We start from the raw sequence: 22,187 nt of genomic DNA on the forward strand, positions 1-22,187 counted from the left end.
ACTGATATCGAATCGCTGACGTTCGCCCGAGGCACGCAGGACCGCTGTCGTCAGCGGGGTAAGCCGCTGCCGAATCGTGAGGTCAACGCCTTCGACACGGCGATTCAATTGCTCCTCGAGCCGCGTCCCCATGAATACGGCGTCACCAGCGAAGTCGACGGTGCGTCGGCGTGCGGCCAGCTCCACGCTGGTCCTGCTGAGCGCGCGAAGCTCGACGCCGGCCGTGACCGTGCTCTCGAGCCGTCGGGCCCGCGCGTCGATCTCATAACCGGGCCGGGCCCGAGTGTTGAGCACGGTGACCGAGGCAAACGGCCTGAGCTTGTTGAAGGCATACTCATATTGCGCTCGGCCGAAGCCGTTGACGGATCGCTCGGACTTGAATTGCCCGAAGTACACGAAGTCGAGTCTCCCGTTCACGCTCAAGAGACCATCGGCGGTGCGCAGCCACAGGTCCGTCTCCGGGCTCAGCGTGGCTGTGAAGTCCGAATCGGACTCCGATGCTTGGTGGAAGACGTTCGTGTCGACGCCGAGGTTCGTAATGGCAATCGTTGGGGCGAGCCCCACGGGGCCGAGACGTACGGGCGCGCTGGCAACCGGATCCTCGTCCTCCTGCGCATGCACGACGGGAGCAACGAGCATCATCATCACTGGCGACGCGACGAGCGCGCCGTACCTGAGCCTACGGAGTTGCCGGCGGCGCGAAAACGCCATTCCCATCCTGATCCACCTCGAGACGATCGAAGCTTCCGTCGGCGTTGTACTGAATCCGGCGCCGCGGACGGCCGTGCTCATCTGGGTCGAACGCGACGCTTCGCAGCAGGGGCGATTGCCCTTCGTCGGAGGGTGGATCGAACGTTTCCCACTTGTCGACTCGCCCGTCACCATCGCTGTCCGATTCGACACGCGTCAGCCGCCCGTTCTCGTAGAACTCCATCCGGTCGGCCGTCCCATCGCGCGTAGTCGAAAGGTCTCGGCGGCTGACGCCGCCGTTCGCGTCTCGATACGTCCACGTGTCGACCACGCCATCTTCGGCGCGAGACGAGCCCACTTTCTCGAGCACATTGCCGGCCGTGTAGTACTCCCAACGATCGAGCGTGCCGTCGCCATCGGTGTCGCTCTCGATGCGCTCGACCTGCTCGCCATCCATGTACGTCCAGGTGTCCACCCGACCGTCTTTGTCGAGATCCACTTCGAGCCGGCGCAGTCGTCCCGTGCTCTCGTCGTACTGAGCGGCAATACCGGCTTGTTCGACGCGGAACCGCGCTTCGCGCGGAGGTGGACTGTTCTGACAGCCAACCAGGGGAGTGCTACCGACCAGGACAATCGCGAGGAGACGTCCGGCCATGCGACCTCGCAAGGCACAAAAACGAACGCGAGAGAAAGCTTCGCCCCCTGACTTACAGTCGTGGGGTGGAGACTGTAAGCCCCCTCCAGTAGGGAACCGGAGGGCTAGCGGGGACACGTCCAACTCCTACGGGGTTCCTGGAGCGGAGCGGGGCCCGGACGTTGTGGAGGGCATCTTAGCGCAGAACTGCTCTTAAGCAAACAGTGGAAGCGTAAACTCAACATTGACTTAGCCCGAACACACAACAAAACGGCCGGTCCGGTGTGCCGGACCGGCCGTGAAGAGCCGGGATGGGAGAGCGGGCGATCTGCGCTAGGTCGAGGGGCTCACGTCATCGTCATCGTCTGCGACGACGATGGCCACCACGATTGCCGCCGCTGCCGCCGCGCCGAGGACGGCCCACAGGAGGGCTTTGTTACGCCCCCCGACCGGAGCGCCAGCGGCCGGCTCGGGATCTTGTGGTGCTTGCGTGCTTTCGGGGGTCTGACCCACGCCGCTCGGCAACGGTGCCATCGCGGTCACCGCCACATTGCCGACGGCCATCGAGGTTGGGGACAACATCACGGGTGCGCTCGTGCCGAGCACACGGCCATCAGCACCTACCAGCTCGACGATGTAGCTGCCCGCCGAAAGGCCTTGGAAATCGAACCCGCCCTGCCAGTCGGACGCGGTCGTGCCGACGAGCTGGCCGGTCATGAGGCTCCGTAGGCGCGCGGCCGCGTTGGGCGCCGGTTGACTGTTCAGGACCGCTGTGCCGGAAATCCTCCCGGCGTCGGTGCCCCATGCGGGCGCCGCCGCCACGGGAAGCGGCTGATAGGCAAGCACCATTGCGACGATCAAGGCGCGGGATACAAATCGCTTCATGGTGAACTCCTAACATCTGCCATGTCGCAGTCGACTTCTAAGACTCGCCAATGGCTGAGCCGGCAAGATACCGTACCGGAGAAGCCATGGATAAAAACCGTCCCTAGGATCTCGCCGCCGGCCAGGCCTGTCAAGCTCGAGCGCGAAAATTAGGCAAGGAAAACGTAACGAGTCGGCGGCGTCGCCGCGAGATTCCTCACAGCACTCTCACATCCGCGGCGTCCACTTGAACACTGGCGCCGTGCCCGATGAGGTCCACGGCAATCAGGAGCCGCGCGTGCGAGCCCTTCCGGATCAACCGCCCGACAACGCCCTTCAACGGACCGTAGGCCACGACGACCTTTGTCCCCTCCTTGATCAGGGGACAGGGATCGTACAAGAGCTCGCTTTCGACGAGCTGGCGCACGCCATCAATCTCCCCGTCGGGAATCGGAGAGGGCGCGCCGTGCACGCCGACGATGGTCACCACACCGTCACATTTGAGGATCCGCAGGCGATCGTCCGCGTCGAACCTGGCGAAGCAGTAGCCTGGAAACAGGGGCCAATCGATCTCCTTCTTGCGGTCCCTCCAACGGCTCCACCGCATGATCGTGGGGAGGAAGACCTCGACGTCCTTCTCGGCCAGCCGGTCACGCACCACCTTCTCGTGACGAGACCGCGTCCATAGCGCGTACCAGCGCGAGAGCGGAGTAGGAGTATCCGACATGGTGAGGGTCACAGTGTAGTCCTCCCTGAACCAGGCTGCAATGCCCGCCGGGAACATGCCCGCCGGGAAAAGGGACAGGCCCCGTTTCGACGGCGTTAGTTCCCGGAAAACGGGCCTGTCCCCTTTTTCCCACCTTGCCGATAGAATGAATCGCTCGTGGCCAAGCGACCGCACACGCGACCGGTGACCGATCAGATCTCGGAGCTCACTACCGCGCGGCTCTCCATCTATCTGCGGTGTTTGGAGGCGTTGGAGATCTCGGGCGTCAAGACGGTCTCCTCGTTGGCGCTCGCGGAACAATTTCATCTGAACGCCGCACAGATCCGGAAGGATCTTGCATACTTTGGCGAGTTTGGGATCCGCGGCGTCGGCTATTACGTCAAGGACCTCAAACGCCACCTGCGCGAGATCCTGGGATTGGATCGCGCAATCAAGGTCGTCATCCTGGGCGCCGGCAACCTTGGGCTCGCCCTGGCCGATTACGCAGGCTTCCGCGACGACGGCTTCGACATCGTCGCGCTCTTCGACATCATGCGTGAGAAGATCGGAGGGTACTCGAAATCGGGCGTTCCGATTCGATCCCTGCGTGACCTGGAGCGCGTCGCGCAGCGAGAGCACGTCGAGATTGCCGTCAACGCGGTCCCTGCCGCCGCCGCGCAAGCGGTCGTCGATCTCGCAATCACGGCTGGCATCAAGGCCATTCTCAATTTCTCACCGGCGCCGATTCGAGCGCCGCGTGGCGTGAAGCTCAAGAATGTGGACCTGACGGTGTCACTCGAAAGCCTGTCCTTCTACCTCGCACAAGGAAGAGAAGAGTAGGAATCGGGGAAGGGATGACTGCTTGAAGCGCAAGCGACTTAACAAGAGAAGACCGGCCGGCAGCCTGTCGCACGTAGATGCTACTGGGCGTGTGCGGATGGTCGATGTGACCGAGAAGCGCGTCACAGTGCGTGAGGCGGTGGCGCGCGGGCACATCCGACTGAGCCCAGAGGCGCTGCGACTCGTCCGGAGCGGCCGCATCGCAAAGGGAGATCCTCTTCAAGTGGCACGTGTGGCGGGCGTGATGGCGGCCAAGCAAACAGCTGATCTGATTCCGCTGTGCCACCCGCTGCCGCTGACGCACGCAGCCGTGGAGCTGCGTGCACGCCGGGACGGGTATGAGATCCAGGCGACGGCGCGTACCACCGCGCAAACCGGCGTGGAAATGGAGGCCCTGACAGCCGTCGCCGTTACGGCGCTCACAATCTACGACATGGTCAAGGCGGTCGATCGTGAGATGGTGATTGGCGACATCCGACTCGTCGAGAAACGTGGCGGCACGAAGGACGCGTAGCCGGATTCCTGTTGGCAGAATCGGCAACGGTCTCAGCGGTTGATCGCTGCAATCGCTGCGTCTTAGACAGGGCTTCTTGGCTGTTCTCCGCGACAATGGGCTGGCACGAATCCTGCGATACCGTGCGATGCGCGTTTGAGAATTCCCCCAGACGACGCTATGCTACGGGAGGCGCGGGATGGGTACGCAGCAGGAACGGGTCGCTCACATCGAGGGGCAGATGGTCGAACAGTCACAAACGTTTCTGGACATCCGAGCGGACATTCGACATCTGGGCCAGCGGCTGGACCAACGCATGGACCGTGTGGAACAGCGAATGGACGGTCTCCACGACGGTCTCCACGACAAGATGTCGCGGCACTTCATCTGGATTGTCGGGATCCTTCTCACGACGCTTGTCGCGATCCTCAGCGCGGTCCTCACGCGCGGCTGACGCGCAGTTTTGCAACGTTCACGAAATCGCCTGGGACAGACGGAATATGGCCGCGCCCAGAACCGTCACGACGTCACCATTTGCTGCACCCGACCCTGCGAAGATCCGCACCCTTGCCGACGTTCCACGGTATGTCCGGACATACTTCCAGCGGGACGTCTTCATCGGCCGCTGCCGCGAGGCGCGCGACGACACATTCTCCACGACGGAGTTTTCCGACCGCGTGCAGGACTTGGCGATCGCCTTGATCGCGCGCGGTGTTCAGCCGGGCGATCGCGTCGCGATCCTCGCACCCAGCCGGCCCGAATGGCTGTTGGCCGACCTTGCCACGTTGTCGATTGGCGCCGTCACGGTCCCGGTCTATCCGACTCTCGCCCCCGCGCAAACGCGATACATCCTCGAGCACAGCCAGTCGCGCTTCGTGTTCGCGTCGGATCTCGCGCAAGCGGCCAAGGTGCAGAGCGTGCGCCACCTCTTGCCGGACCTCGAAGGCGTGGTGATATTCGACCTCGACGATCCCGCGGGCACGGGCGCCGCGGGACCCGCTGCCGTGACGGGGTCCCTGATCACATTGGCCGATCTGGTGACGCGAGGACACGAGCTGCTCGCCTCGACCGCCGATCGTCGCATCGAGCTCGAGCGCCGCACCGATGCCGTGCAGCCCGATGATCTCGCCACGATCATCTACACGTCGGGCACGACAGGTGAGCCAAAGGGTGTCATGCTCAGCCACCACAATGTCGTGTCCAACGTCGTGTCCTGCGGTCGCATCCTGGGATGCTCGCCGGCCGACACCGCGCTCTCGTTCCTTCCCCTCAGCCACGCCTTCGAGCGCACGATTGCCTACATCTACCTCTACGAGGGCGTGAAGATCGTGTTTGCGGAGTCGCTAGACACGCTGGCCCGCGACCTGAAGCGAACGCGGCCGACGGTCATGACCGGCGTGCCGCGCGTGTTCGAAAAGCTGTACGCGCGCGTGATGGAGACCAGGGCCGCCGCTTCGGCACCGCGGCAGAAGTTGTTCGACTGGGCACTGGCATGCGGGTACGCGCTGGCGCGCGTGCGCCTGGAGCGCAGGCAGCGGCCGCCGCTGCCGCTACGGCTGCGCCACGGCATCGCCGACCGGTTGGTGTTGGCCAAGATCCGATCGCGCACCGGGACGGACCGCGCCCGTGTGCTCGTCTCTGGGAGCGCACCGCTGTCCCGCGAGGTCTGCGCCTTCTTTCACGCGGTCGGCCTGCGCCTGATTGAAGGCTACGGTCTGACGGAAACGGCGCCGGTGCTCTCGGTGAACCCGCTCGACGCGCCACGCCTCGGCACGGTTGGTTGTGCCGTGCCCGGCGTCGAGCTCACCACGGCCGAAGACGGCGAGATCCTCGCGCGCGGTCCAAACGTCATGCTGGGCTACTACAAGCAGCCGGAGTCGACCAGCGATGTGCTACGTGACGGCTGGTTGTACACGGGAGATATCGGGACGGTGAGCGAGGATGGCTATCTCACGATTACCGATCGCAAGAAGGATCTGCTGATCACCTCCGGTGGCAAGCATGTGGCGCCGCAGCCCATCGAAGACTTGCTCAAGCGACACCCGCTCATTGCAGAAGCCATGCTCATCGGCGATGGGCGACAGTTCATCGCCGCGCTCATCGTGCCGGACTTTGCCGTGCTCGCGCCACGCCTGGCCGCCGCCGGTCTGCCCGCGCTGAGTCGTGACGCCACGTGCGAGCGCCCAGAAACGCAGGCGATCTATCAGGAAATCGTCGACGGTGTGAATGGTGATCTCGCACAGTACGAGCGCGTCAAACGGCTAGCGTTGCTCCCAACCGAGTTCACCGTCGAAGGTGGTGAGCTCACGCCAACATTGAAAGTGAGACGCAGTATCGTCGTTGCCCGTTGGCAAAATGTCATCGACGCGTTATACAGGGATAGTGCGTACACGCCGAAGCCGTCTAACTGAGCGTGTGAAGCGAGCGCGCTGAAGACAATTTTCCAGGAGGCAAAGAGCATGGTTCAGACCGTCATCGACGCAATCAATCAGCAGATCAACAACGAGCTGTGGGCATCCCACTCCTATCTGGCGATGGCGGCGGCATGTGAGCAGTTGAACTTTCCCGGGGCCGCCACGTGGCTTCGCATCCAGAGTGACGAGGAGCGTGGACACGCGCTGCGGCTCTTCGACTTCGTGATTGCCAGGAACGGCCGCGTCATGTTGACGAACATCGATGCGCCGAACCACACGAAGGCCAAGAGCCTCGGTGAGGTATTCAAGGGCGCGCTCGAGCAAGAGGAAGAGGTCAGCCGCCAGATCGACACGCTCTACGAGCTGGCACACACCAACAGAGATTTTGCCTCCGTCGTCGAGCTCCAGTGGTTTCTCACCGAGCAAGTCGAGGAAGAAAAGATGGCGCGCGACATCGTGGCCAAGTTGGATCTGGCCGGATCGGATCCTGCGGCGTTGCTCGAAGTCGATCGAGAGCTCGCAGCGCGAGTGGCACAAGCGAGGTAGGGCCGCCCCGCCGAGGTGGCCGCAAGACGGCGCGTTCGGCGAACGCGCCCTACCAGAGACGATGGTAGGGCCGCCTCGCCGAGGCGGCCGCAAAGGGAGCTGAGAGTATGACGAGGCGCAGTGTGGCTCGTGGCGTTGTCCTGATTGCACTGCTTGTCGCGTGGCCGGCAAGAGCGCAGAGCCCACGGCCGATGACGATGGTGGATCTGCTGAACATGCCACGCATCAGCGACCCGCAGTTATCGCCGGACGGCCAAGAGATACTGTTCGTCAAGAGCGAGGCCGATTGGAAGGCCAACAAGCGCATCGACCACGTATGGCGTGCCAGCGCGGACGGCTCGAATCTGCGGCAGCTGACAAACGGCGCACAGGGCGAGGGGCACCCTCGCTGGTCTCCAGATGGGAAGACGACAGCGTTTATCGCCAAACGAGGCGAGGGGGAGGGAGAAGAGAAGGAGGAGGAGGACGCCCAGTCGCAGATTTGGTTGATCCGGAACGACGGGGGAGAAGCACGTCGGTTGACGTCGCACGAGACATCGGTGTCGGCCGTGGCCTGGGCGCCGGACGGCAAGAGCCTGTACTTCATCGCGGAGGATCCGAAATCTAACGATTTGAAGGCGCGCGAAAAGCTAAAGGACGACGTCTACGCGTTCGACGAGGATTACAGGCAAGCGCATCTGTGGAACATCGACGTCGCGGCACAGAAGGAGGCGCGGATCACCCAGGGAGACTTCTCGATCCTCGCCTACGAGCTGTCGCGCGACGGCACCCGGATCGTGTGTCACCGAGGTCCGAGCCCGCTCATCGGCGATAACGAGCGACGGGAGATCTGGGTGATGGACGCCGATGGCAGCGACGCGACCCAAATGACGAAGAATAGCGCCATCGAGAGCAATGCCACGCTGTCGCCGGACAATAGCCAGATCCTCTTCCTCGCCGGTGCCGACGCGCAACTCGAATCACCCTATAACCACAACATCTTCGTCGTGCCCGCCGCCGGCGGCGCGCCACGCATCCTCACTGCCGACCTGCGCTACGAGGTGCAGCGTGCAACCTGGTCGAAGGATGGCAGCGCCATCTACTTCAGCGCGAACATGGGCCTGCACTCGGAGCTGTTTCGGCTCGAGACCGATGGCGGCACACCGGAGCAATTGACCGACGGCGAGCATGCGCTGAGCGGCTGGCACTACCTGCCGGAGCTTGACCGCCACCTGTTCATCGAAGACGAGTCGACCAATCCGGGGGAGATCTGGACGCTCGGCGAGGGCAGCACGGCGCCGCAGCGCGTGACGCATCTCTTCGACGACCTGACGCAGACATTCAAGCTGCCCAAGCAGGTCCGGATCGAATGGAAGGGCGCTGACGGGCAGATGGTTGAAGGGTTGCTGTACTATCCGCTCGACCATCAGCCGGGCGCGCGCCATCCTCTGATCGTGCAGACGCACGGCGGGCCCCATGCCTCCGACAAGTTCGGCTTCGGCGGCTGGAGCAGCTATGTGCAGGTGTTGACGGCGAAAGGGTATGCCGTGCTCAAGCCGAACTATCGCGGCAGCACGGGCTATGGTGATGAGTTCCTGCGGGACATGGTGGGCCACTACTTTCAGAACGCCCACCTGGACGTGCTCGCCGGCGTCGATGCCGTGATCGAGATGGGGCTGGCCGATCCAGACCGGCTCGCCGCGATGGGGTGGAGCGCTGGCGGCCACATGACGAACAAGCTCATCACCTTCACGAACCGCTTCAAGGCGGCCGCGTCGGGAGCGGGCGCGTCCAACTGGGTCTCGATGTATGGCCAGAGCGATGTCCGCTCGTATCGTACGCCCTGGTTCGGCGGCACGCCGTGGGAGAAGGAGGCGCCCATCCAGGCCTACTGGGACAACTCGCCGCTCAAAGATGTCGCGAACGTCAAGACACCAACCATCTTCTTGGTCGGCGAGCGCGACGTGCGTGTGCCGCCGCCCCAGTCGGTCGAGATGCATCGCGCGCTCAGAGCGAATGGCGTGCCCACGCATCTCTACATGGCGCCTCGTGAACCGCACGGCTGGGCGGAGCTGCGCCACGAGCTCTTCAAGATGAACGTCGAGCTCGCCTGGTTCGAACAGCACGTGACCAAGCGCGAGTACACATGGGAAAAGGCGCCAGGCGGGGAAGAGAAGGAGAAGGAGGAAACCACAAACGGCACGAGCGACAGGTAGCGGCACCGCCGGGGAGACGCTCGAGTGCGCATTTGGTTGGGAATCGACCTATTTCTCACGGACTGGAAGCGATGGAAGAAGCGTGTTCGCAATGCGCCCTGGAAGCTGAAATTGGCGGGGGCGCAGCTCGGCGACAGGAGCTTGGTGTCACGGCGGCCGAAGGACTGGCGCGCACACTTCTCACGTCGGCTCAGCGGATCGGGGATCGAGATTGGTGCGCTTTCCAGGCCGCTTCAGACGCACCCAGGGATGACGGTGCGCTATGTGGACCGCCACGATCTCTCCGAGTTACGGGCGGAGTACCACGAGCTCCATTTGTTTCCCTTCACCGCGCCAGACATCGTTGACGATGCCCATACCCTCGGCACGCTGCCGGACGCGTCCGAAGACTTCCTGATTGCCGCCCACCTCCTCGAGCACATGCGCGATCCCCTCGGGGCGCTCGCGGCCTGGTGCCGTGTGGTGCGCCCCGGCGGGTTGGTCTACTTGATCCTGCCGGACAAGCGGGCGACCTTCGATCGCTTTCGGGAGCGCACACCGCTCGAGCACATGATCCGGGACTACCGGGAGCCGTCTCGAGAGAGGGACGCCGAGCACTTCCTGGACTTCGTCATCACTGTCCTCTCGAAGCAGGGACAGGCTGCGATCGATGAAGCGAGGCGGCTGGAACGGATCGACTACAGCATCCATTTCCACGTCTTCCAGCCGGCCGACATCGTCATGCTGATCCGCTGGTTCGCGCGACACGTCCGCCCGATCGAGATCGTCGAAGGTCCAGTGAGCTATCCCTTCTCAGACGAGTTCCACACGCTGCTACGGGTGCTATGACGTGCAAACGACAGCCGTAGCGCAGGCCTTTAGGCCTGCCGTGGTACGGCCGACCTGCTGATGGCAGGCCTAAAGGCCTGCGCTACAGAACCTCTCGCCACATACTGCTCAGGTCGGGCGCCGGGGCTGACACTGTCTCGACAGGGCGCGAAAGAAGGGGACCGGATCATCCAGGGCGTTGATGTTGACCCGCAGCGCGTCCTCCGCGCCCCCGACGAACACGGTGCCGTCGGGGCGCACGCGGAGACCGAGCGGCCTCAGGAGCCGCAGATAGGCTGGATCGCCCGTTGGGCCCTGGAACTCGTAATAGTTCTGCGAGGGCAGCGTTTTCTCCTCGTAGTCCTCCTCGGGCGGATACGAGATGAGCACCGGGTAACCAGTTCGGTGGAGCCGATCCGTGAGCAGATCCCAGTCGTCCTTGTGCAGATATTCTCGGCGGCGAAAGTCGTCGGTGATGTGCGCGACGTTGAACGTATAGCGAATCTCGTTCTCGCTCGCCAGCCAATGCTCGCGCGAGTGCCGAACGATTTCCGGAAGCTCGTCGACGTTCGATTTGAACGCCATGGTGATGTAGCGCAGCGGCGGCGCACCAGGCGTCTGCCGAAACACCGACGTCATCAGATCGAGATTCTTCTTGAAGACCTCGATGCGCCCGAACTTGCGTAGCACGGCGAAGCGCTCGGCGTCGAGCGTATCGAGCGAGACGTTGATGTGGTGGAGCCCGGATCGCGCCCAGGATCTGAAATCGGCCTCTCCGAGTGGTCTCGCCAGATTCGTCGTGAAGAACACCTTCTTACGCGCGTCGTCGGGAACGAGCTCGAGAAACTGGCTCAGTCTCGGGTGCAGCGTGGGCTCGTGCAGGCACGAGAGAAAGAACTGCCCATCGGGCACGCACCGGATCAACCGCAGCACGGCGCGGTATGTCTCCTCGGTCATCAGCTCCGTCTTCGTGACGGCGCTGTAGTCCACAACGCAGAAGGGGCAGCGCAGATTGCAGTTGTTGACGACGTCCGCAGCCACGAACCAGAGGAACTCGCTCATGTCGACCGGGACCTCGGAGCCATCCTGGTGCCGTAGCCATGTCTCCGAGCTCTGGATGCGGACGCGAACGTGAAGGTCGCGAATGTCTGCGCAGCTGTCGGGTAGGCTGCAATTGAATCCGTGTGCGCCATCGCCAACGCCGGCAGCCCTGAGATCCTCACGGAACTCGTTGGCAACGCCCGAGACGAGCACTCGGCCATTGTGGCAGCATTCGACGACCAGCCGGCGGCCCGCGTGCCCTAGGTCGGCAGCCCATCCAACGATCGCGCCGGAGTCGACACGGTCGATGTGACCGACGAGCCGCGACCGGAGACGCACGTGCCGCAGGAGCCGATCGGGGAGAGAGCCGAGCGTCATTTCAGTGGTCAGTGACGAGTGACTCGTCACTCAAAGATCCGCGCATGCCCAACCGGCCACCAGCGCAACTGCACCTTCCCGATGACATACTTCTTTGGCACCCAGCCCCAATGGCGGCTGTCTGAGCTGTTGTTGCGATGGTCGCCGAGCACGAAGTAGTAGCCATCCGGAATCAGCTCGGGACCCCAATCGTCGTGCCCTCGATACTCTCGGGGCACATAGTCGTCCCGGACTGGCACCTTGTTGACGAAGACATGGCCGTCGACCACCTGGACCTCATCACCCGGGCCGCCGATGACGCGCTTGACGAACGACTTTTCTGGGTTCTGCGGAAACCAGAGCATCACGATGTCACCCGGCTCGGGATCGTGCATGCGGTAGACCAGTTTGTTGACAATGAGCCGATCCTGGTCTGCCAGCGTGGGCGCCATGCTTTGCCCTTCCACCCGCGCCACCTGCAATCCAAAGGTGACGATGAGCGTGGCGTAGACGGCGGCTGACGCGAGGGTCTTGAACCAGGTGAAGACCTCGTCCGCAAAGCGCTTCCAGAACTGGGAGGCGCCGATGGATGCGCCTGCAGCGCGCCCTGTCTGCGTCGCGTCAGCGACAGGGGGGAGCGCGCCAGGTTGGATGTCGCCGCTGTACGAGGGCTCGATGGGCAACGGGGCGGGCACCGCCCAACCGGACTGGACGTCGGCAACCGCCGCGTCAGGAGTCCGCGCCGCCACATGTGGAGCCTCGAGCGCGACGCCCTGCCCGCTCGGCGGGCCGGGCGCCGGATCTCCGGCTACAGCTTCAGATACTCCCGGAGCCGTTTGGTCTGCGTGCGGCTGACCGGAATCTCCGTCGCCTTGGCGTCTTTCATCCTCAGGATAAAATTCCGACTGAACCAGGGGACGATCTCCTTAATCTTATTTATATTTACCAGATACGAGCGATGGACGCGCCAGAAAACATCTGGGTCCAGTTGAGCTTGTAGCTCATCCAGCGTACGGCAGCTCGCCGTTCCGCTGAGAGAGCTGGCTACGATAGTAACCACTTCGTTGGCCAGCGACGCGTAAATGACCTCGTCGGCTTGTGTGAGCACGAAACGCTCGCCCACACGGACGGCAAGCTGGGGGCTGGGGCGCGACTGTCGACCCGTCACCATTTGGACGAGCCGTTCCAGCTCCTGGTTCGCCAGCCCCGGCGACCCTCGATCCGACGCGACACGCCGCTTCGCGCGCCCGACCGCCTGCTCGAGCCGCGCGAGATCGACCGGCTTGAGTAAGTAGTCCACGGCGTTCACCTGGAAGGCGTCGAGCGCGTATTGGTCGAACGCCGTGACGAAGACGATCTCGGTCGGCGCCTCACCCTGGAGGATGCGCCGAGCTACTTCGAAGCCGTTCATACCCGGCATCTGGACGTCGAGGAACACGACGTCCGGCGCCAGCGTTTGGAGCATGCCCAACGCTTCGAGACCATTGGAGGCGAGGCCGACGACCTCCACGTCATCCAGGCCACGCAGGAGGAAGCACAGCTCCTCACGCGCGAGCTCCTCATCGTCGACGACCAGTGCGCGAACCTTCATCGCTCAAGCGCTCCGGCGATCGGGCAAGACGGCCTCTGGAATCTCGAGCCGCAGGAGCGTGCCTTCACCCGGGATACTGTGAATCGAGAGCCGGCAGTGCGCACCGTAGATCACGTGCAACCGCTCGTTCACGTTTTGCAGGCCGATACCACGCCCGCCACGCGTGAGGGCGCTGTCGATCTGCTCCCGCGTCATCCCGAGCCCATTGTCGATGACTTCAACGACCGTTTGTCCTCGATAGCGACTGCTCCGGATGAGCACGCGCCCGCCGCCAATCTTGTTCGCCAGCCCGTGCTTGATGGAATTCTCGACCAGGGGCTGGAGGATCATGCTCGGCACGACTTGCGCCAGCGTGTCCGGCGCGATGTCCTTGTCGACCTGCAGGCTCGCGCCGAAGCGCACGCACTCGATATCGAGGTATTCGTCCACGGCCGACAGCTCGTCGCGAAGCGTGACGAAGTGATCCTGGCTGCGAAGCAGCCGGCGCAGCAACATCGAGAGACGAATGATCAGGAGCCGCGCGGTTTCGGGCTGCGATCGAATCAACGACGAGATCGAGGCGAGCGTGTTGAAGAGGAAATGGGGGTTGATCTGGTTGGTCAGTGACTGGATGCGCGCTGCCATCAGCAGCTTTTCCTGCTCCTCCAGCTTGTGCTCGATCCGCGCATTGTTCCAAATCTTGATGGGGATCGCGACCGAGAGCATCGTGCCCACGAGTACCAGCACCAGGAGCCATGGCGAATCCGCCGGCAGGTAGAAGAGACGCTCCTCGCCGAAGCGCCGCCCGAGGGCTTGGCGCAGCAGCTCCAGACCGATCGGCGCGGCGATGAGGGCGATCTGCCAGTCGACCTCGAATCGGCGCAGCGCCGCCCAGAGGTACCGCAGCACGCGCGTGAAGACGAACGGTGAAAAGTGCCAGATCGCTTCTTTGGGACAAAGCTCACGCAAGCCACCGCCGGCAAAGCCACAACCAACGGCGAACGGCACCGCAATGATCTCATGCGCGGCGAAGGCAGGGAGGCCGACCATGACGCCCACGAGCGCGCCAGCGTAGGGGCCCGCGATGAGGCCGGCCAGAAACGGGCCTGCCAGCGACACGTCCGCCGCATTGTACCCAAGCAAGAGACGCGAGACGACGCCGAGCGACAGCGGCACACCCAGCGCGACGGCAAAGACCAGGCGGTCGGACCACGGCCGCCGCTCGGACAAGAGGATGCGACGGAACCGCCAGAATCGCACCAGCATCGTGGCGACCACGGCCACAACGGCGAGCTGGACGAGCAGCGTGGTCAGCAGGACCTGATTGGCCGAGAGAAACGTGGGCCCGTGCGGCACTCTAGGCGAGTCTAACATGGGCTCGTGATATTCTGCTGGGCGGAGGACCGTGCATGATTCGCCCCTTCATCATCGGGTTTGCGACCACGCTCAAGCACATGTTCAAGAAGCCAGTGAGCGTGAACTACCCTGACCAGAAGGTCCCAATGTTCCCCCGCTGGCGTGGCAAGCAGGTCTTGATGCGCGACGAGGACGGCCTCGAGAAGTGTGTCGCCTGCGGGCTCTGCGCCGTCGCGTGTCCGGCGGATGCGATTTACCTCGAGGCGGCCGAAAACGATGGCACCGTCATGGCGGGACCTCGGTACGCGAAGGTTTATCAGATCCACAACACGCGCTGCATCTTCTGCGGATACTGCGAAGAGGCCTGCCCGGTTGGCGCCATCTTCATGGGCAAGGACTACGAGCTCGCCGTCTACAGCAAAGACGACTTCATCTGGGACAAAGAAGACCTTCTGATCCCGCCTGCCGAGCACGATCCAAAGATGCCTGTCGCGGCCCGATAACAGAGATCTCGATGCAGAGCTTCCGCGAAGCGCTCGAGGAGCGCGTGCTCATCTGCGATGGCGCGATGGGCACGGAGCTCTACGCGCGCGGGGTGTTCCTCAATCGTTGCTTCGACGAGCTGAACCTGACGCGTCCGGACTTGGTTGCGGACGTTCACAAGGAGTACGTCCGCGCGGGCGTCGACCTCATCGAGACGAACACATTTGGCGCCAACCGTGTCAAGCTGGCATCGTTTGGCCTGGTCGAGCGGCTGCGCGAGATCAACGTGGCCGCGTCGCAGCTCGCACGCCACGCCGCGCACGGGACCACCTTCGTTGCCGGATCGGTGGGACCGCTCGGCATTCGCGTGGAGCCGTGGGGGAAGACGGGGCTCGACGAGGCGGAAGAGTACTTTCGCGAGCAGGCGGAGGCGCTCGCCGAGGGCGGTGTCGATCTGTTCATCCTCGAGACGTTCCGGGACGTCAATGAGCTCGGCGCCGCCGTCAGGGCGGTCGGTCGCGTGTCCCAAGCGCCGGTCGTGGCGCTGCTGACAACCGGTGAGGACGGCAGCACCCACGACGGCGTCCCCCCCGAGGAGTTCACACCGCAGCTCGAGGCGTTTGGCGCGGACGTCATCGGCGTGAACTGCGGCGTAGGACCCGCGGCCATGCTGGACACCATCGAGCGCATGGCGGCACTGACCGGGCGCCGGCTCGCCGCGCAGCCCAATGCCGGCAGGCCGCGCGACATCGAGGGGCGCAACATCTATCTCTGCTCGCCAGAGTACATGGCGTCCTACGCGAGCCGGTTCGTCCAGGGCGGCGTGCGCCTCGTGGGCGGCTGCTGCGGCACGACGCCTGAGCACGTGCGCCAGATTCGGGCGGCGGTGCACCATGCTTCGGTAGCGCGGGCGGTCAGGCCGGCCGACTTGTCCGCCGAAGCGCGAAGCGCGAAGGCGGAAGCGCGACACGCGAAGGCGGGAGGCGCGCCCTCCGGCAGGGCCGCTCGACCCTCGGTGACACCGGTGCCACGGGCCGAGAAGTCACGCGTGGCCTCCGCCTTTGCGCGTGGCGACTTCGTGGTCGGCGTTCAGCTGGTGCCGCCTCGCGGCCATGCGTGTACCGCCCTTTTGGACGCGGCTCGCACGGCGAAGGCCCGCGGCGCCGACTTCGTCTACGTACCGGAGCATGGCAACGGCGTCGCGCGCATGAGCGCGATTGCCGCCGCGCTGTTGGTGGAGCAACAGGCGGGTATCGAGACACTGCTGCAATACGCCTGTCGGGACCACAGCTTGCCCGCCATTCAGGCGGACCTCCTGGGTGCGCACGCGATGGGACTGCGCAACGTCCTGCTCGTCACCGGCGAGCCCATCAGACATCATGATTATCCCGATGCCACCCTGGTCTTCGACGTCGACTCGATCGGGCTGACCAATGCCGTCGCGAGGCTCAATCAGGGAGAAGACGTCGGCGGCCAGCCCATCGGCCCCCCCACCGGCTTCCATATTGGCGTCACCGCCAATCCCACAGCCGTCGTGCTCGAACAGGAAGTCCGCCGTTATCGCTACAAGGTCGAGGCGGGTGCCGAGTTCCTGGTCCTGCAGCCAATCTTCGATGTCGAGAATCTGACTGCGTTCATGGAGCGGCTCGGTCGGCCGCGCCTGCCGGCCGTTGCAACGGTTCAGCTGCTCGGGAGCGTGCGGGATGCCGAAGAGCTTGCACATGAGGTGCCGGGCGTGCATGTGCCGGCGCGCGTTCTCGAGCGCATGACGGCTGCCGAGGCGGCGGGCTCGGAGGTCGAGACAGGGCTCGAGATTGCACGCGAGCTCGTCGACGCGCTTCGACCCCTCACGCAAGGCGTGCTGATCGCGCCAGCGCGCGACCAGGTCGAGCACGCCCTCGGCCTCTTGGTCGAAGGGCGCTCGCATCGTGGCGCAGCAGGTTGCTCGCAGGTGCGCAGCACTGTATAGTCCTTGCGTCCCAAGAGTTTGAGATCCGGTGCGAACAGCCTGGTCCTCACGGAACGGAGTACAAAAGTGATGACGTTGTTTCCCCGTGAGAGGGCCAGTCGCGACGATGACGTTTTGACCAGCTCGGATGCGGCGACGCGGGCGCTTTCAGTCACCGTCGTCGAAAACGAGTTCGTCGAAGGCGTCTACGAGAAGCTCGCCTCGGTGTACGACCTGACCTTCGGCCCCGCGCTCCAGCCTGGCCGCATTCGCGCCATCCAGCGCATGGGGATCAAGCCCGGTGACGCCATCCTGGAAGTAGGCGTCGGTACTGGCAGCAACCTCTCGCTCTATCCGCGGTACGGTGACGTGGTGGGCATCGACTTCTCTGGCTCGATGCTGGAGAAGGCACGCGAGCGGGTCTTTCGCGAGCGGATGTCTCACGTCCGGCTCCTCCAAATGGACGCTGCCGATCTGAGGTTTGCCGATCGACGCTTCGATATCGTCTATGCGCCGTACCTCATTAGCGTCGTCCCGGATCCGGTGCGCGTCGCCCGCGAGATGCGCCGTGTCTGTCGGCCCGGTGGGCGCATCGTCTTCCTGAACCATTTCCTCAGCAGTAACCCCATCCTGTCCCGTGTGGAGCGGATTTTGTCGCCGCTCACGGTCCACATCGGCTTTCGAGCAGATCTCGATCTGGCGGCGTTCCTTGCGCAAGCGGAGCTGACGCCGAGCTCGATCGAGAAGGTCAACGTTCCGCGCATCTGGTCTCTCGTGACCTGCGTCGAGGACCATTGAGGTAGGGACGCCTCACCGAAAAAGGTAGGGACGGGCCACCCCAGCGCCTCGCCGAGGCGTTCTCATCACCATGCCACGCAAGCTGGCCGGCTACGGCGTCTTCCTCCGGCAGGTCATTCGACGGCGCCACACGACCGGCGCGGTGGTGCCGAGCGGCCGCCCGCTCGCCTCTGCGCTCTGCCGCTACGTCGGCGTGGCTCCCACGCCGCAACGGATCCTGGAGGTCGGACCAGGCACCGGTGCCGTCACCACGACGCTCGTCGAGCGCCTGCGCGCCGACGATGATCTCTGTCTGGTGGAGGTCAACGAGACGTTCGTGGCGTACTTACGAGCGACCTTCAGCGAACGCGGGACGTTACGGTCCAAGGCAACCCGGATTGCCATTGTTCATGGTCGCGTCGAGGATCTGGTGGGTGAGCGCTACGATGTGATTATTTCCGGCCTGCCGTTGAACAACTTTGCTCCGTCCGAGGTCGATCAGATCCTCCAGGGATTTGGACGGCTGCTCAAGCCGGGCGGCGTGCTTTCCTTCTTCGAGTACATCGCGGTGCGCTCGGCAAAGGCGTGGGTAAGCTCGCGGAGAGAACGCGATCGGCTGCGCGCAATCGACGGGACCCTGCGGCGGACGCTCAATGAGGGCGAGTTTCGGCGCGACTGGGTCTGGGCCAACGTCCCGCCGGCCTGGGTTCACCACATTCGATTCTGAGAAAACGGGGACAGCCTCCGTTTTCCAACATACGAAAAACGAGGGCTGTCCCCGTTTCTCTACAAAAACGTGGCGATCATGCCTGCGGCGACCTCTGCGCCGTTGACGAGCGGGCGTTCCTGGGGTCTCTGCAGACCGAGCACATGGGCAACCTCGTCATCCCACCGGCGCGAGGTGACGACGTCGTTCTCCATGTGCGCGCATCGGAGCACACGCGGCATGTGATCAACCAGGACGCCGTACTCGCGAAATCGGCCGCGGTCCGTGTAGAGGAGGGCGGTGTTGTTGGCAACCGCGGCCGCGATGATTCCGTAGCCTGGCTTCGTCACGACCACATCGACGGCGCGGACGAGATCCTGGTAGTCCAGCCCGCACGCGTGCAGATGCGCCTCGCGCACGAAGTGAACATGAGCGCTCGAGTCGTCTTGCGGAACACCGCTGTTCTCGGCCGCGACGAGGGTGTACGGCGCATCGCGGTGCTGGGCGAGCTGCAAGCCCGTCACGCCATAGTGGCCCAGATAGAGCAGCACAGCGGTGCGCTCGATAGGCAAGCCAAGTCGTTTGCGGGCCTCCACGCGATCATGTCGTGAGCGCTGTGCAATCCAAGGGAGATCGACGACGAGAGCGAAGCCGTCGAAGCCGCCAGCCATCGGTAGCCGCCAGGCGGCGGACGCCGGGGAGTAGGTCTCGCGCAGCGCGGCGGGTAGATCAGCGTACTCGGGGAAGTCAGCGGCGTAATCCTCGTAGATCCAGTCCCAGGTGAAGTTGGCAATTGCCACCGACGGCACGCCCGCCCGCGCAGCCGCCGCGAAGGCCAGCGGTGGCACGTCTCCGACGACGAGGCGGGCTCGGCTGGCCGTGAGCTCCCGCGCCTCCTGGTCGGCGAGCTTCGAGAGCGATTGGTGAAAAGCCGCAGCCGCGCGGAGCGTGGCCAACCCGTCCTGCGCGAGGCTGCCGCGCTGCATCGCACCCGTATCGCATTCGAGGACCGTGAGCTGCGCCGGTACTTGTAGCGTGTGCTCGACGAGCCATGCGGGAGCCGCCGTCCGTATCTCGACGCGAACATCGGGCCGGATGCGGCCCAGCGCATTGATGATGGCGATCTGTCGTGAGGCGTGACCGAGCCCGTGTCCGGAAATGTAGAACGCAACCGCCGACACCGGCACACGTTAGCACATACGGGACGAGGGGCTACGACGTGATGATTTGGCCGAGACGATGTGATGATGTGGGCGCAGCCCCGTGATGTCGCGCAATTGAGCGCTATCATACCGAGCATGATTTGCTTGCTGGAGCACTGCCGCGCGCGGGAGGAGTGGCTGATCGCGACGATCGAAGATCTGGCGCGAAATGAATCGCCGAGTGTCGACAAAGGTGCCGCCGATCGCTGCGGCCGTCAGCTCGTCGCCCACCTCCGGTCGCTCGGCGCCCACGTCGACATTGTCGCGCAAGAGACCGTGGGAGATATCGTGATGGCGGACTTCGGTGCCGGCTCGCGCCAAGTGCTGCTCCTGGGCCATTACGACACGGTATGGCCGGTCGGCACGCTGGCGCGGATGCCGGTCGATCGGAGCGACGGGCGATTGTTCGGTCCGGGCGTGCTCGACATGAAGGCGGGTCTTGGCATTGCCATGCTCGCCGCGTGTGCGGTGGTGCAGTGTGGCGCCGCCAGTGGGACGCGGCTGCGTCTGTTGATCACGAGTGATGAAGAGATTGGCAGCGACGCGTCGCGGGCGCTCGTCGAACGCGAGGCGCGAGAGAGCATCGCAGTGCTGGTTCTCGAGCCCTCTCTATCCGGCGGCGGCCTCAAAACGAGCCGCAAGGGCGTGGGAGAGTTCGTGATCGAGGTCGCGGGCGTCGCGGCGCACGCCGGCGTGGACCCAGGCGCCGGAGCGAGCGCGATCACCGAGCTCGCCCATCAAATTCTCTCCGTGCAGCGCCTGGCGGATCCCTCGCGCGGGACGACTGTCAACGTCGGAGTGATCGACGGTGGTACTCGCGCGAACGTCGTGGCCGAGCGCGCTCGGGCGATCGTGGACGTCCGCGTGACGACCGCGGCAGAAGCGGAGCGGATGAGCCGCGCCTTGGCCGAACTGGCCGCCTTCGTGCCCGGTACCAGCGTGACCGTGAGTGGTGGCTTGAATCGTCCCCCGATGGAGCGCGGACCGCATATCGCAGAGCTCTTCGCGACAGCCTTGGAAGCCGCTTCCGAGCTCGGGCTCACCTTGACCGAGGGCTCGACTGGCGGCGCGTCGGATGGCAACTTTACGGCGGCGCTTGGCGTCCCCACACTCGACGGGATCGGTGCAGTGGGGGAGGGTCCTCATGCGCGGCACGAGCACGTCATCTTGGACGCATTGGTTCCGCGCGCCGCGCTCGTGGCGGGAGTGATTGCACGAGTGGTTGGCGCATCGGCGGAAGGGCCTGACGGGCCCTAGGGGTAGGCGCCGGCGGCCTCGGCGCGCTTACGCCCGGTCGCTGGCCCCATGTCTGGCGGCATGTCCGACACGCTGTGGTCTAATGCGCTTTATCGCGTCGTGACCCTGTCACCCCGTCACCGGTCACCCCCGCACGCGCCTCTGCCGCCCGACTTCTAGACGGTCGACCATTTGCGACTCGATGTAGTCGGTGTCGATTTCCACGCCGATGCCGAGACCGGCAGGCACATCGACGGTCCCGTCCGGCGCGACCTCGATGGGCTGCGCCAACACGTCGCGGGCATAGTAGCGGCGGCTGGCCGAGATGTCGCCCGGCAGCGTAAACCCCTGCAAGCTGGCGAGCGCAAGGTTGTGCGCGCGTCCGATGCCGGTTTCCAGCATGCCGCCGCACCAGACCGGCACGCCTCGTGCGACACACAGGTCGTGGATTGCGAGCGCCTCGCGGTAACCGCCCACGCGACTCACTTTGATGTTGATGATGCGACAGCTTCCGAGCTCCAGCGCGTGCTGCGCCATCCGTTGATTCGTGACGCTCTCGTCGAGGCAGAGCGCAGTGTTCACCCGGCGCTGGAGAGCCGCGTGATCGACCAGGTCATCGTGCGACAGCGGCTGCTCGATCATGAGTAGGCCGTGCCCGTCGAGCGCCGCCAGGTGATCGGCATCCGCGAGCGTGTACGCGGCATTCGCATCGACCGAGAGGAGGATGTCCGGGAACCGAGCGCGGAGCGTGGCCACGATGTCGAGGTCCCATCCTGGCTTGATCTTCACCTTGATGCGCCGATAGCCTTGTGCGAGATGCTGCGCGACCAGGTCCGCCAGCAAGTCGACGGTCGCCTCGATACCAAGGCTCACGCCCACGTCCACACGCGGGCGAACCCCGCCAAGCAGCTGTGCCACTGACTGGCCGCTTGCCCGTGCAATGAGGTCGACCCACGCCAGCTCCAGCCCTGCACGTGCCATCGGGTGACCTCGAAAGCGGCGCAGCGCAGTGCCGAAGTCGTCGAGCGTCCGGAGCGGGGTACCGAGCAACGCGGGTGCGAAGTGCTCTTCGACCACCAAACAGGCTGTGCGAACCGTCTCGTAGTTGAAGAGTGGCTCTTCCAAGGCGACAATCTCGCCCCAACCTGTGAGGCCGTCGGCGTGAAGCAAGACGAGGGGGACCAGCCGGGACGCGGTTGATCCAAAGCTGGTCTCGAACGGACGAACGAGCTCCAGCCGGAGCATGCGAAGCTCGACCCGATCGATCGTCAGAGGCGCGGAAAGGGCAAGCGAGCGGGCTGGGGCGGTAACGGTCATATCTC

General features: G+C 64.4%; 20 protein-coding genes and 1 pseudogene (1 of these 21 running past the window's edge). 11 read left to right on the forward strand and 10 right to left on the reverse strand.

Translation table 11 applies throughout. The annotated features are described in order from the left end of the window. From GEV06_03715 to GEV06_03730, 4 genes and pseudogenes are all read right to left on the reverse strand, one after another. Positions 1 to 711, reverse strand: a pseudogene (locus GEV06_03715) (hypothetical protein); it reaches 627 nt to the left of the window's first position. After that, positions 680 to 1,345: a hypothetical protein gene (locus GEV06_03720; GenBank protein ID MPZ17011.1), complete on the reverse strand. Its 666-nt coding sequence runs from the start codon at positions 1,343 to 1,345 to the stop codon at positions 680 to 682. The pseudogene GEV06_03715 and the gene GEV06_03720 overlap by 32 nt, the downstream one beginning before the upstream one ends. 312 nt (positions 1,346 to 1,657) lie before the next feature. Then, positions 1,658 to 2,209 carry a hypothetical protein gene (locus GEV06_03725; GenBank protein MPZ17012.1) on the reverse strand — a complete coding sequence of 184 codons (552 nt, stop codon included), beginning with the start codon at positions 2,207 to 2,209 and terminating at the stop codon, positions 1,658 to 1,660. A gap of 196 nt (positions 2,210 to 2,405) precedes the next feature. After that, entirely contained in the window at positions 2,406 to 3,221 is an 816-nt protein-coding gene (locus GEV06_03730) for a UpxY family transcription antiterminator (protein MPZ17013.1), read from the reverse strand. Here GEV06_03730 and GEV06_03735 point away from each other — a divergent pair. From GEV06_03735 to GEV06_03760, 6 genes are all read left to right on the forward strand, one after another. Then, on the forward strand, positions 3,099 to 3,734 hold the full coding sequence (locus tag GEV06_03735) for a redox-sensing transcriptional repressor Rex (GenBank protein ID MPZ17014.1): 636 nt from the start codon (positions 3,099 to 3,101) through the stop codon (positions 3,732 to 3,734). The genes GEV06_03730 and GEV06_03735 overlap by 123 nt on opposite strands. 97 nt (positions 3,735 to 3,831) lie before the next feature. Next, positions 3,832 to 4,248 carry a cyclic pyranopterin monophosphate synthase MoaC gene (gene moaC, locus GEV06_03740; GenBank protein MPZ17015.1) on the forward strand — a complete coding sequence of 139 codons (417 nt, stop codon included), beginning with the start codon at positions 3,832 to 3,834 and terminating at the stop codon, positions 4,246 to 4,248. A gap of 95 nt (positions 4,249 to 4,343) precedes the next feature. Beyond that, a complete protein-coding gene (locus tag GEV06_03745) occupies positions 4,344 to 6,638 on the forward strand; it encodes an AMP-binding protein (protein MPZ17016.1) in 2,295 nt (764 codons plus the stop codon). A gap of 48 nt (positions 6,639 to 6,686) precedes the next feature. Further along, on the forward strand, positions 6,687 to 7,187 hold the full coding sequence (locus GEV06_03750) for a ferritin (protein ID MPZ17017.1): 501 nt from the start codon (positions 6,687 to 6,689) through the stop codon (positions 7,185 to 7,187). 107 nt (positions 7,188 to 7,294) lie between these two features. Next, a complete protein-coding gene (locus GEV06_03755) occupies positions 7,295 to 9,382 on the forward strand; it encodes a prolyl oligopeptidase family serine peptidase (protein ID MPZ17018.1) in 2,088 nt (695 codons plus the stop codon). A 24-nt stretch (positions 9,383 to 9,406) separates the two neighbouring features. Continuing rightward, positions 9,407 to 10,210: a methyltransferase domain-containing protein gene (locus tag GEV06_03760; protein MPZ17019.1), complete on the forward strand. Its 804-nt coding sequence runs from the start codon at positions 9,407 to 9,409 to the stop codon at positions 10,208 to 10,210. Positions 10,211 to 10,318: 108 nt separating this feature from the next. Here the strand turns inward: GEV06_03760 and GEV06_03765 are convergent, their stop codons facing one another. From GEV06_03765 to GEV06_03780, 4 genes are read right to left on the reverse strand one after another with little or no spacing between them, the layout of a single operon-like run. Beyond that, complete coding sequence (locus GEV06_03765; protein ID MPZ17020.1) at positions 10,319 to 11,608, reverse strand: radical SAM protein; 1,290 nt, start codon at positions 11,606 to 11,608, stop codon at positions 10,319 to 10,321. 26 nt (positions 11,609 to 11,634) lie between these two features. Continuing rightward, on the reverse strand, positions 11,635 to 12,501 hold the full coding sequence (gene lepB / locus GEV06_03770; protein ID MPZ17021.1) for a signal peptidase I: 867 nt from the start codon (positions 12,499 to 12,501) through the stop codon (positions 11,635 to 11,637). Beyond that, the gene (locus GEV06_03775; GenBank protein MPZ17022.1) at positions 12,396 to 13,178 is read right to left on the reverse strand and encodes a response regulator; all 783 of its coding nucleotides are present in this window, start codon (positions 13,176 to 13,178) and stop codon (positions 12,396 to 12,398) included. Before GEV06_03775 ends, lepB begins: the two co-directional genes overlap by 106 nt. Before the next feature lie 3 nt (positions 13,179 to 13,181). Then, positions 13,182 to 14,531: a sensor histidine kinase gene (locus tag GEV06_03780; protein ID MPZ17023.1), complete on the reverse strand. Its 1,350-nt coding sequence runs from the start codon at positions 14,529 to 14,531 to the stop codon at positions 13,182 to 13,184. 35 nt (positions 14,532 to 14,566) lie between these two features. Between GEV06_03780 and nuoI the strand changes: the two genes are divergently transcribed. From nuoI to GEV06_03800, 4 genes are all read left to right on the forward strand, one after another. Continuing rightward, positions 14,567 to 15,016, forward strand: coding sequence for an NADH-quinone oxidoreductase subunit NuoI (nuoI, locus tag GEV06_03785; GenBank protein MPZ17024.1), 450 nt, complete (start codon positions 14,567 to 14,569; stop codon positions 15,014 to 15,016). Positions 15,017 to 15,027: 11 nt separating this feature from the next. Further along, entirely contained in the window at positions 15,028 to 16,965 is a 1,938-nt protein-coding gene (locus tag GEV06_03790) for a bifunctional homocysteine S-methyltransferase/methylenetetrahydrofolate reductase (protein MPZ17025.1), read from the forward strand. Between the two features lie 69 nt (positions 16,966 to 17,034). After that, positions 17,035 to 17,742 carry a methyltransferase domain-containing protein gene (locus GEV06_03795; GenBank protein ID MPZ17026.1) on the forward strand — a complete coding sequence of 236 codons (708 nt, stop codon included), beginning with the start codon at positions 17,035 to 17,037 and terminating at the stop codon, positions 17,740 to 17,742. Between the two features lie 70 nt (positions 17,743 to 17,812). Beyond that, a complete protein-coding gene (locus tag GEV06_03800; GenBank protein MPZ17027.1) occupies positions 17,813 to 18,448 on the forward strand; it encodes a methyltransferase domain-containing protein in 636 nt (211 codons plus the stop codon). Between the two features lie 59 nt (positions 18,449 to 18,507). Here GEV06_03800 and GEV06_03805 read toward each other — a convergent pair whose 3' ends face one another. Next, positions 18,508 to 19,614 carry a hypothetical protein gene (locus GEV06_03805; GenBank protein MPZ17028.1) on the reverse strand — a complete coding sequence of 369 codons (1,107 nt, stop codon included), beginning with the start codon at positions 19,612 to 19,614 and terminating at the stop codon, positions 18,508 to 18,510. 111 nt (positions 19,615 to 19,725) lie between these two features. Here GEV06_03805 and GEV06_03810 point away from each other — a divergent pair, with 111 nt between their 5' ends. Further along, positions 19,726 to 20,886 (forward strand): M20/M25/M40 family metallo-hydrolase, encoded by a 1,161-nt coding sequence (locus GEV06_03810; protein MPZ17029.1) that lies wholly within the window; start codon positions 19,726 to 19,728, stop codon positions 20,884 to 20,886. Positions 20,887 to 21,009: 123 nt separating this feature from the next. Here the strand turns inward: GEV06_03810 and menC are convergent, their stop codons facing one another. Continuing rightward, the gene (gene menC / locus GEV06_03815; GenBank protein MPZ17030.1) at positions 21,010 to 22,137 is read right to left on the reverse strand and encodes an o-succinylbenzoate synthase; all 1,128 of its coding nucleotides are present in this window, start codon (positions 22,135 to 22,137) and stop codon (positions 21,010 to 21,012) included. Between the last annotated feature and the right edge of the window lie 50 nt (positions 22,138 to 22,187).

It is taken from the genome of Luteitalea sp. (assembly GCA_009377605.1).
GTDB lineage: Bacteria > Acidobacteriota > Vicinamibacteria > Vicinamibacterales > Vicinamibacteraceae > WHTT01.

What these genes read in the sequence shown, in the direction of transcription:
- GEV06_03795 (MPZ17026.1), top strand. Translation starts at nt 17,035, where the DNA reads ATGACGTTGTTTCCCCGTGAGAGGGCCAGTCGCGACGATGACGTTTTG.
- GEV06_03775 (MPZ17022.1), bottom strand. Translation starts at nt 13,178, where the DNA reads ATGAAGGTTCGCGCACTGGTCGTCGACGATGAGGAGCTCGCGCGTGAG.
- GEV06_03750 (MPZ17017.1), top strand. Translation starts at nt 6,687, where the DNA reads ATGGTTCAGACCGTCATCGACGCAATCAATCAGCAGATCAACAACGAG.
- GEV06_03765 (MPZ17020.1), bottom strand. Translation starts at nt 11,608, where the DNA reads ATGACGCTCGGCTCTCTCCCCGATCGGCTCCTGCGGCACGTGCGTCTC.
- GEV06_03745 (MPZ17016.1), top strand. Translation starts at nt 4,344, where the DNA reads ATGGGCTGGCACGAATCCTGCGATACCGTGCGATGCGCGTTTGAGAAT.
- GEV06_03755 (MPZ17018.1), top strand. Translation starts at nt 7,295, where the DNA reads ATGACGAGGCGCAGTGTGGCTCGTGGCGTTGTCCTGATTGCACTGCTT.
- GEV06_03730 (MPZ17013.1), bottom strand. Translation starts at nt 3,221, where the DNA reads ATGAAATTGTTCCGCGAGCGCCAACGAGGAGACCGTCTTGACGCCCGA.
- nuoI (MPZ17024.1), top strand. Translation starts at nt 14,567, where the DNA reads ATGATTCGCCCCTTCATCATCGGGTTTGCGACCACGCTCAAGCACATG.
- GEV06_03725 (MPZ17012.1), bottom strand. Translation starts at nt 2,209, where the DNA reads ATGAAGCGATTTGTATCCCGCGCCTTGATCGTCGCAATGGTGCTTGCC.
- GEV06_03790 (MPZ17025.1), top strand. Translation starts at nt 15,028, where the DNA reads ATGCAGAGCTTCCGCGAAGCGCTCGAGGAGCGCGTGCTCATCTGCGAT.
- GEV06_03810 (MPZ17029.1), top strand. Translation starts at nt 19,726, where the DNA reads ATGATTTGCTTGCTGGAGCACTGCCGCGCGCGGGAGGAGTGGCTGATC.
- moaC (MPZ17015.1), top strand. Translation starts at nt 3,832, where the DNA reads ATGGTCGATGTGACCGAGAAGCGCGTCACAGTGCGTGAGGCGGTGGCG.
- GEV06_03800 (MPZ17027.1), top strand. Translation starts at nt 17,813, where the DNA reads ATGCCACGCAAGCTGGCCGGCTACGGCGTCTTCCTCCGGCAGGTCATT.
- GEV06_03780 (MPZ17023.1), bottom strand. Translation starts at nt 14,531, where the DNA reads ATGTTAGACTCGCCTAGAGTGCCGCACGGGCCCACGTTTCTCTCGGCC.
- GEV06_03720 (MPZ17011.1), bottom strand. Translation starts at nt 1,345, where the DNA reads ATGGCCGGACGTCTCCTCGCGATTGTCCTGGTCGGTAGCACTCCCCTG.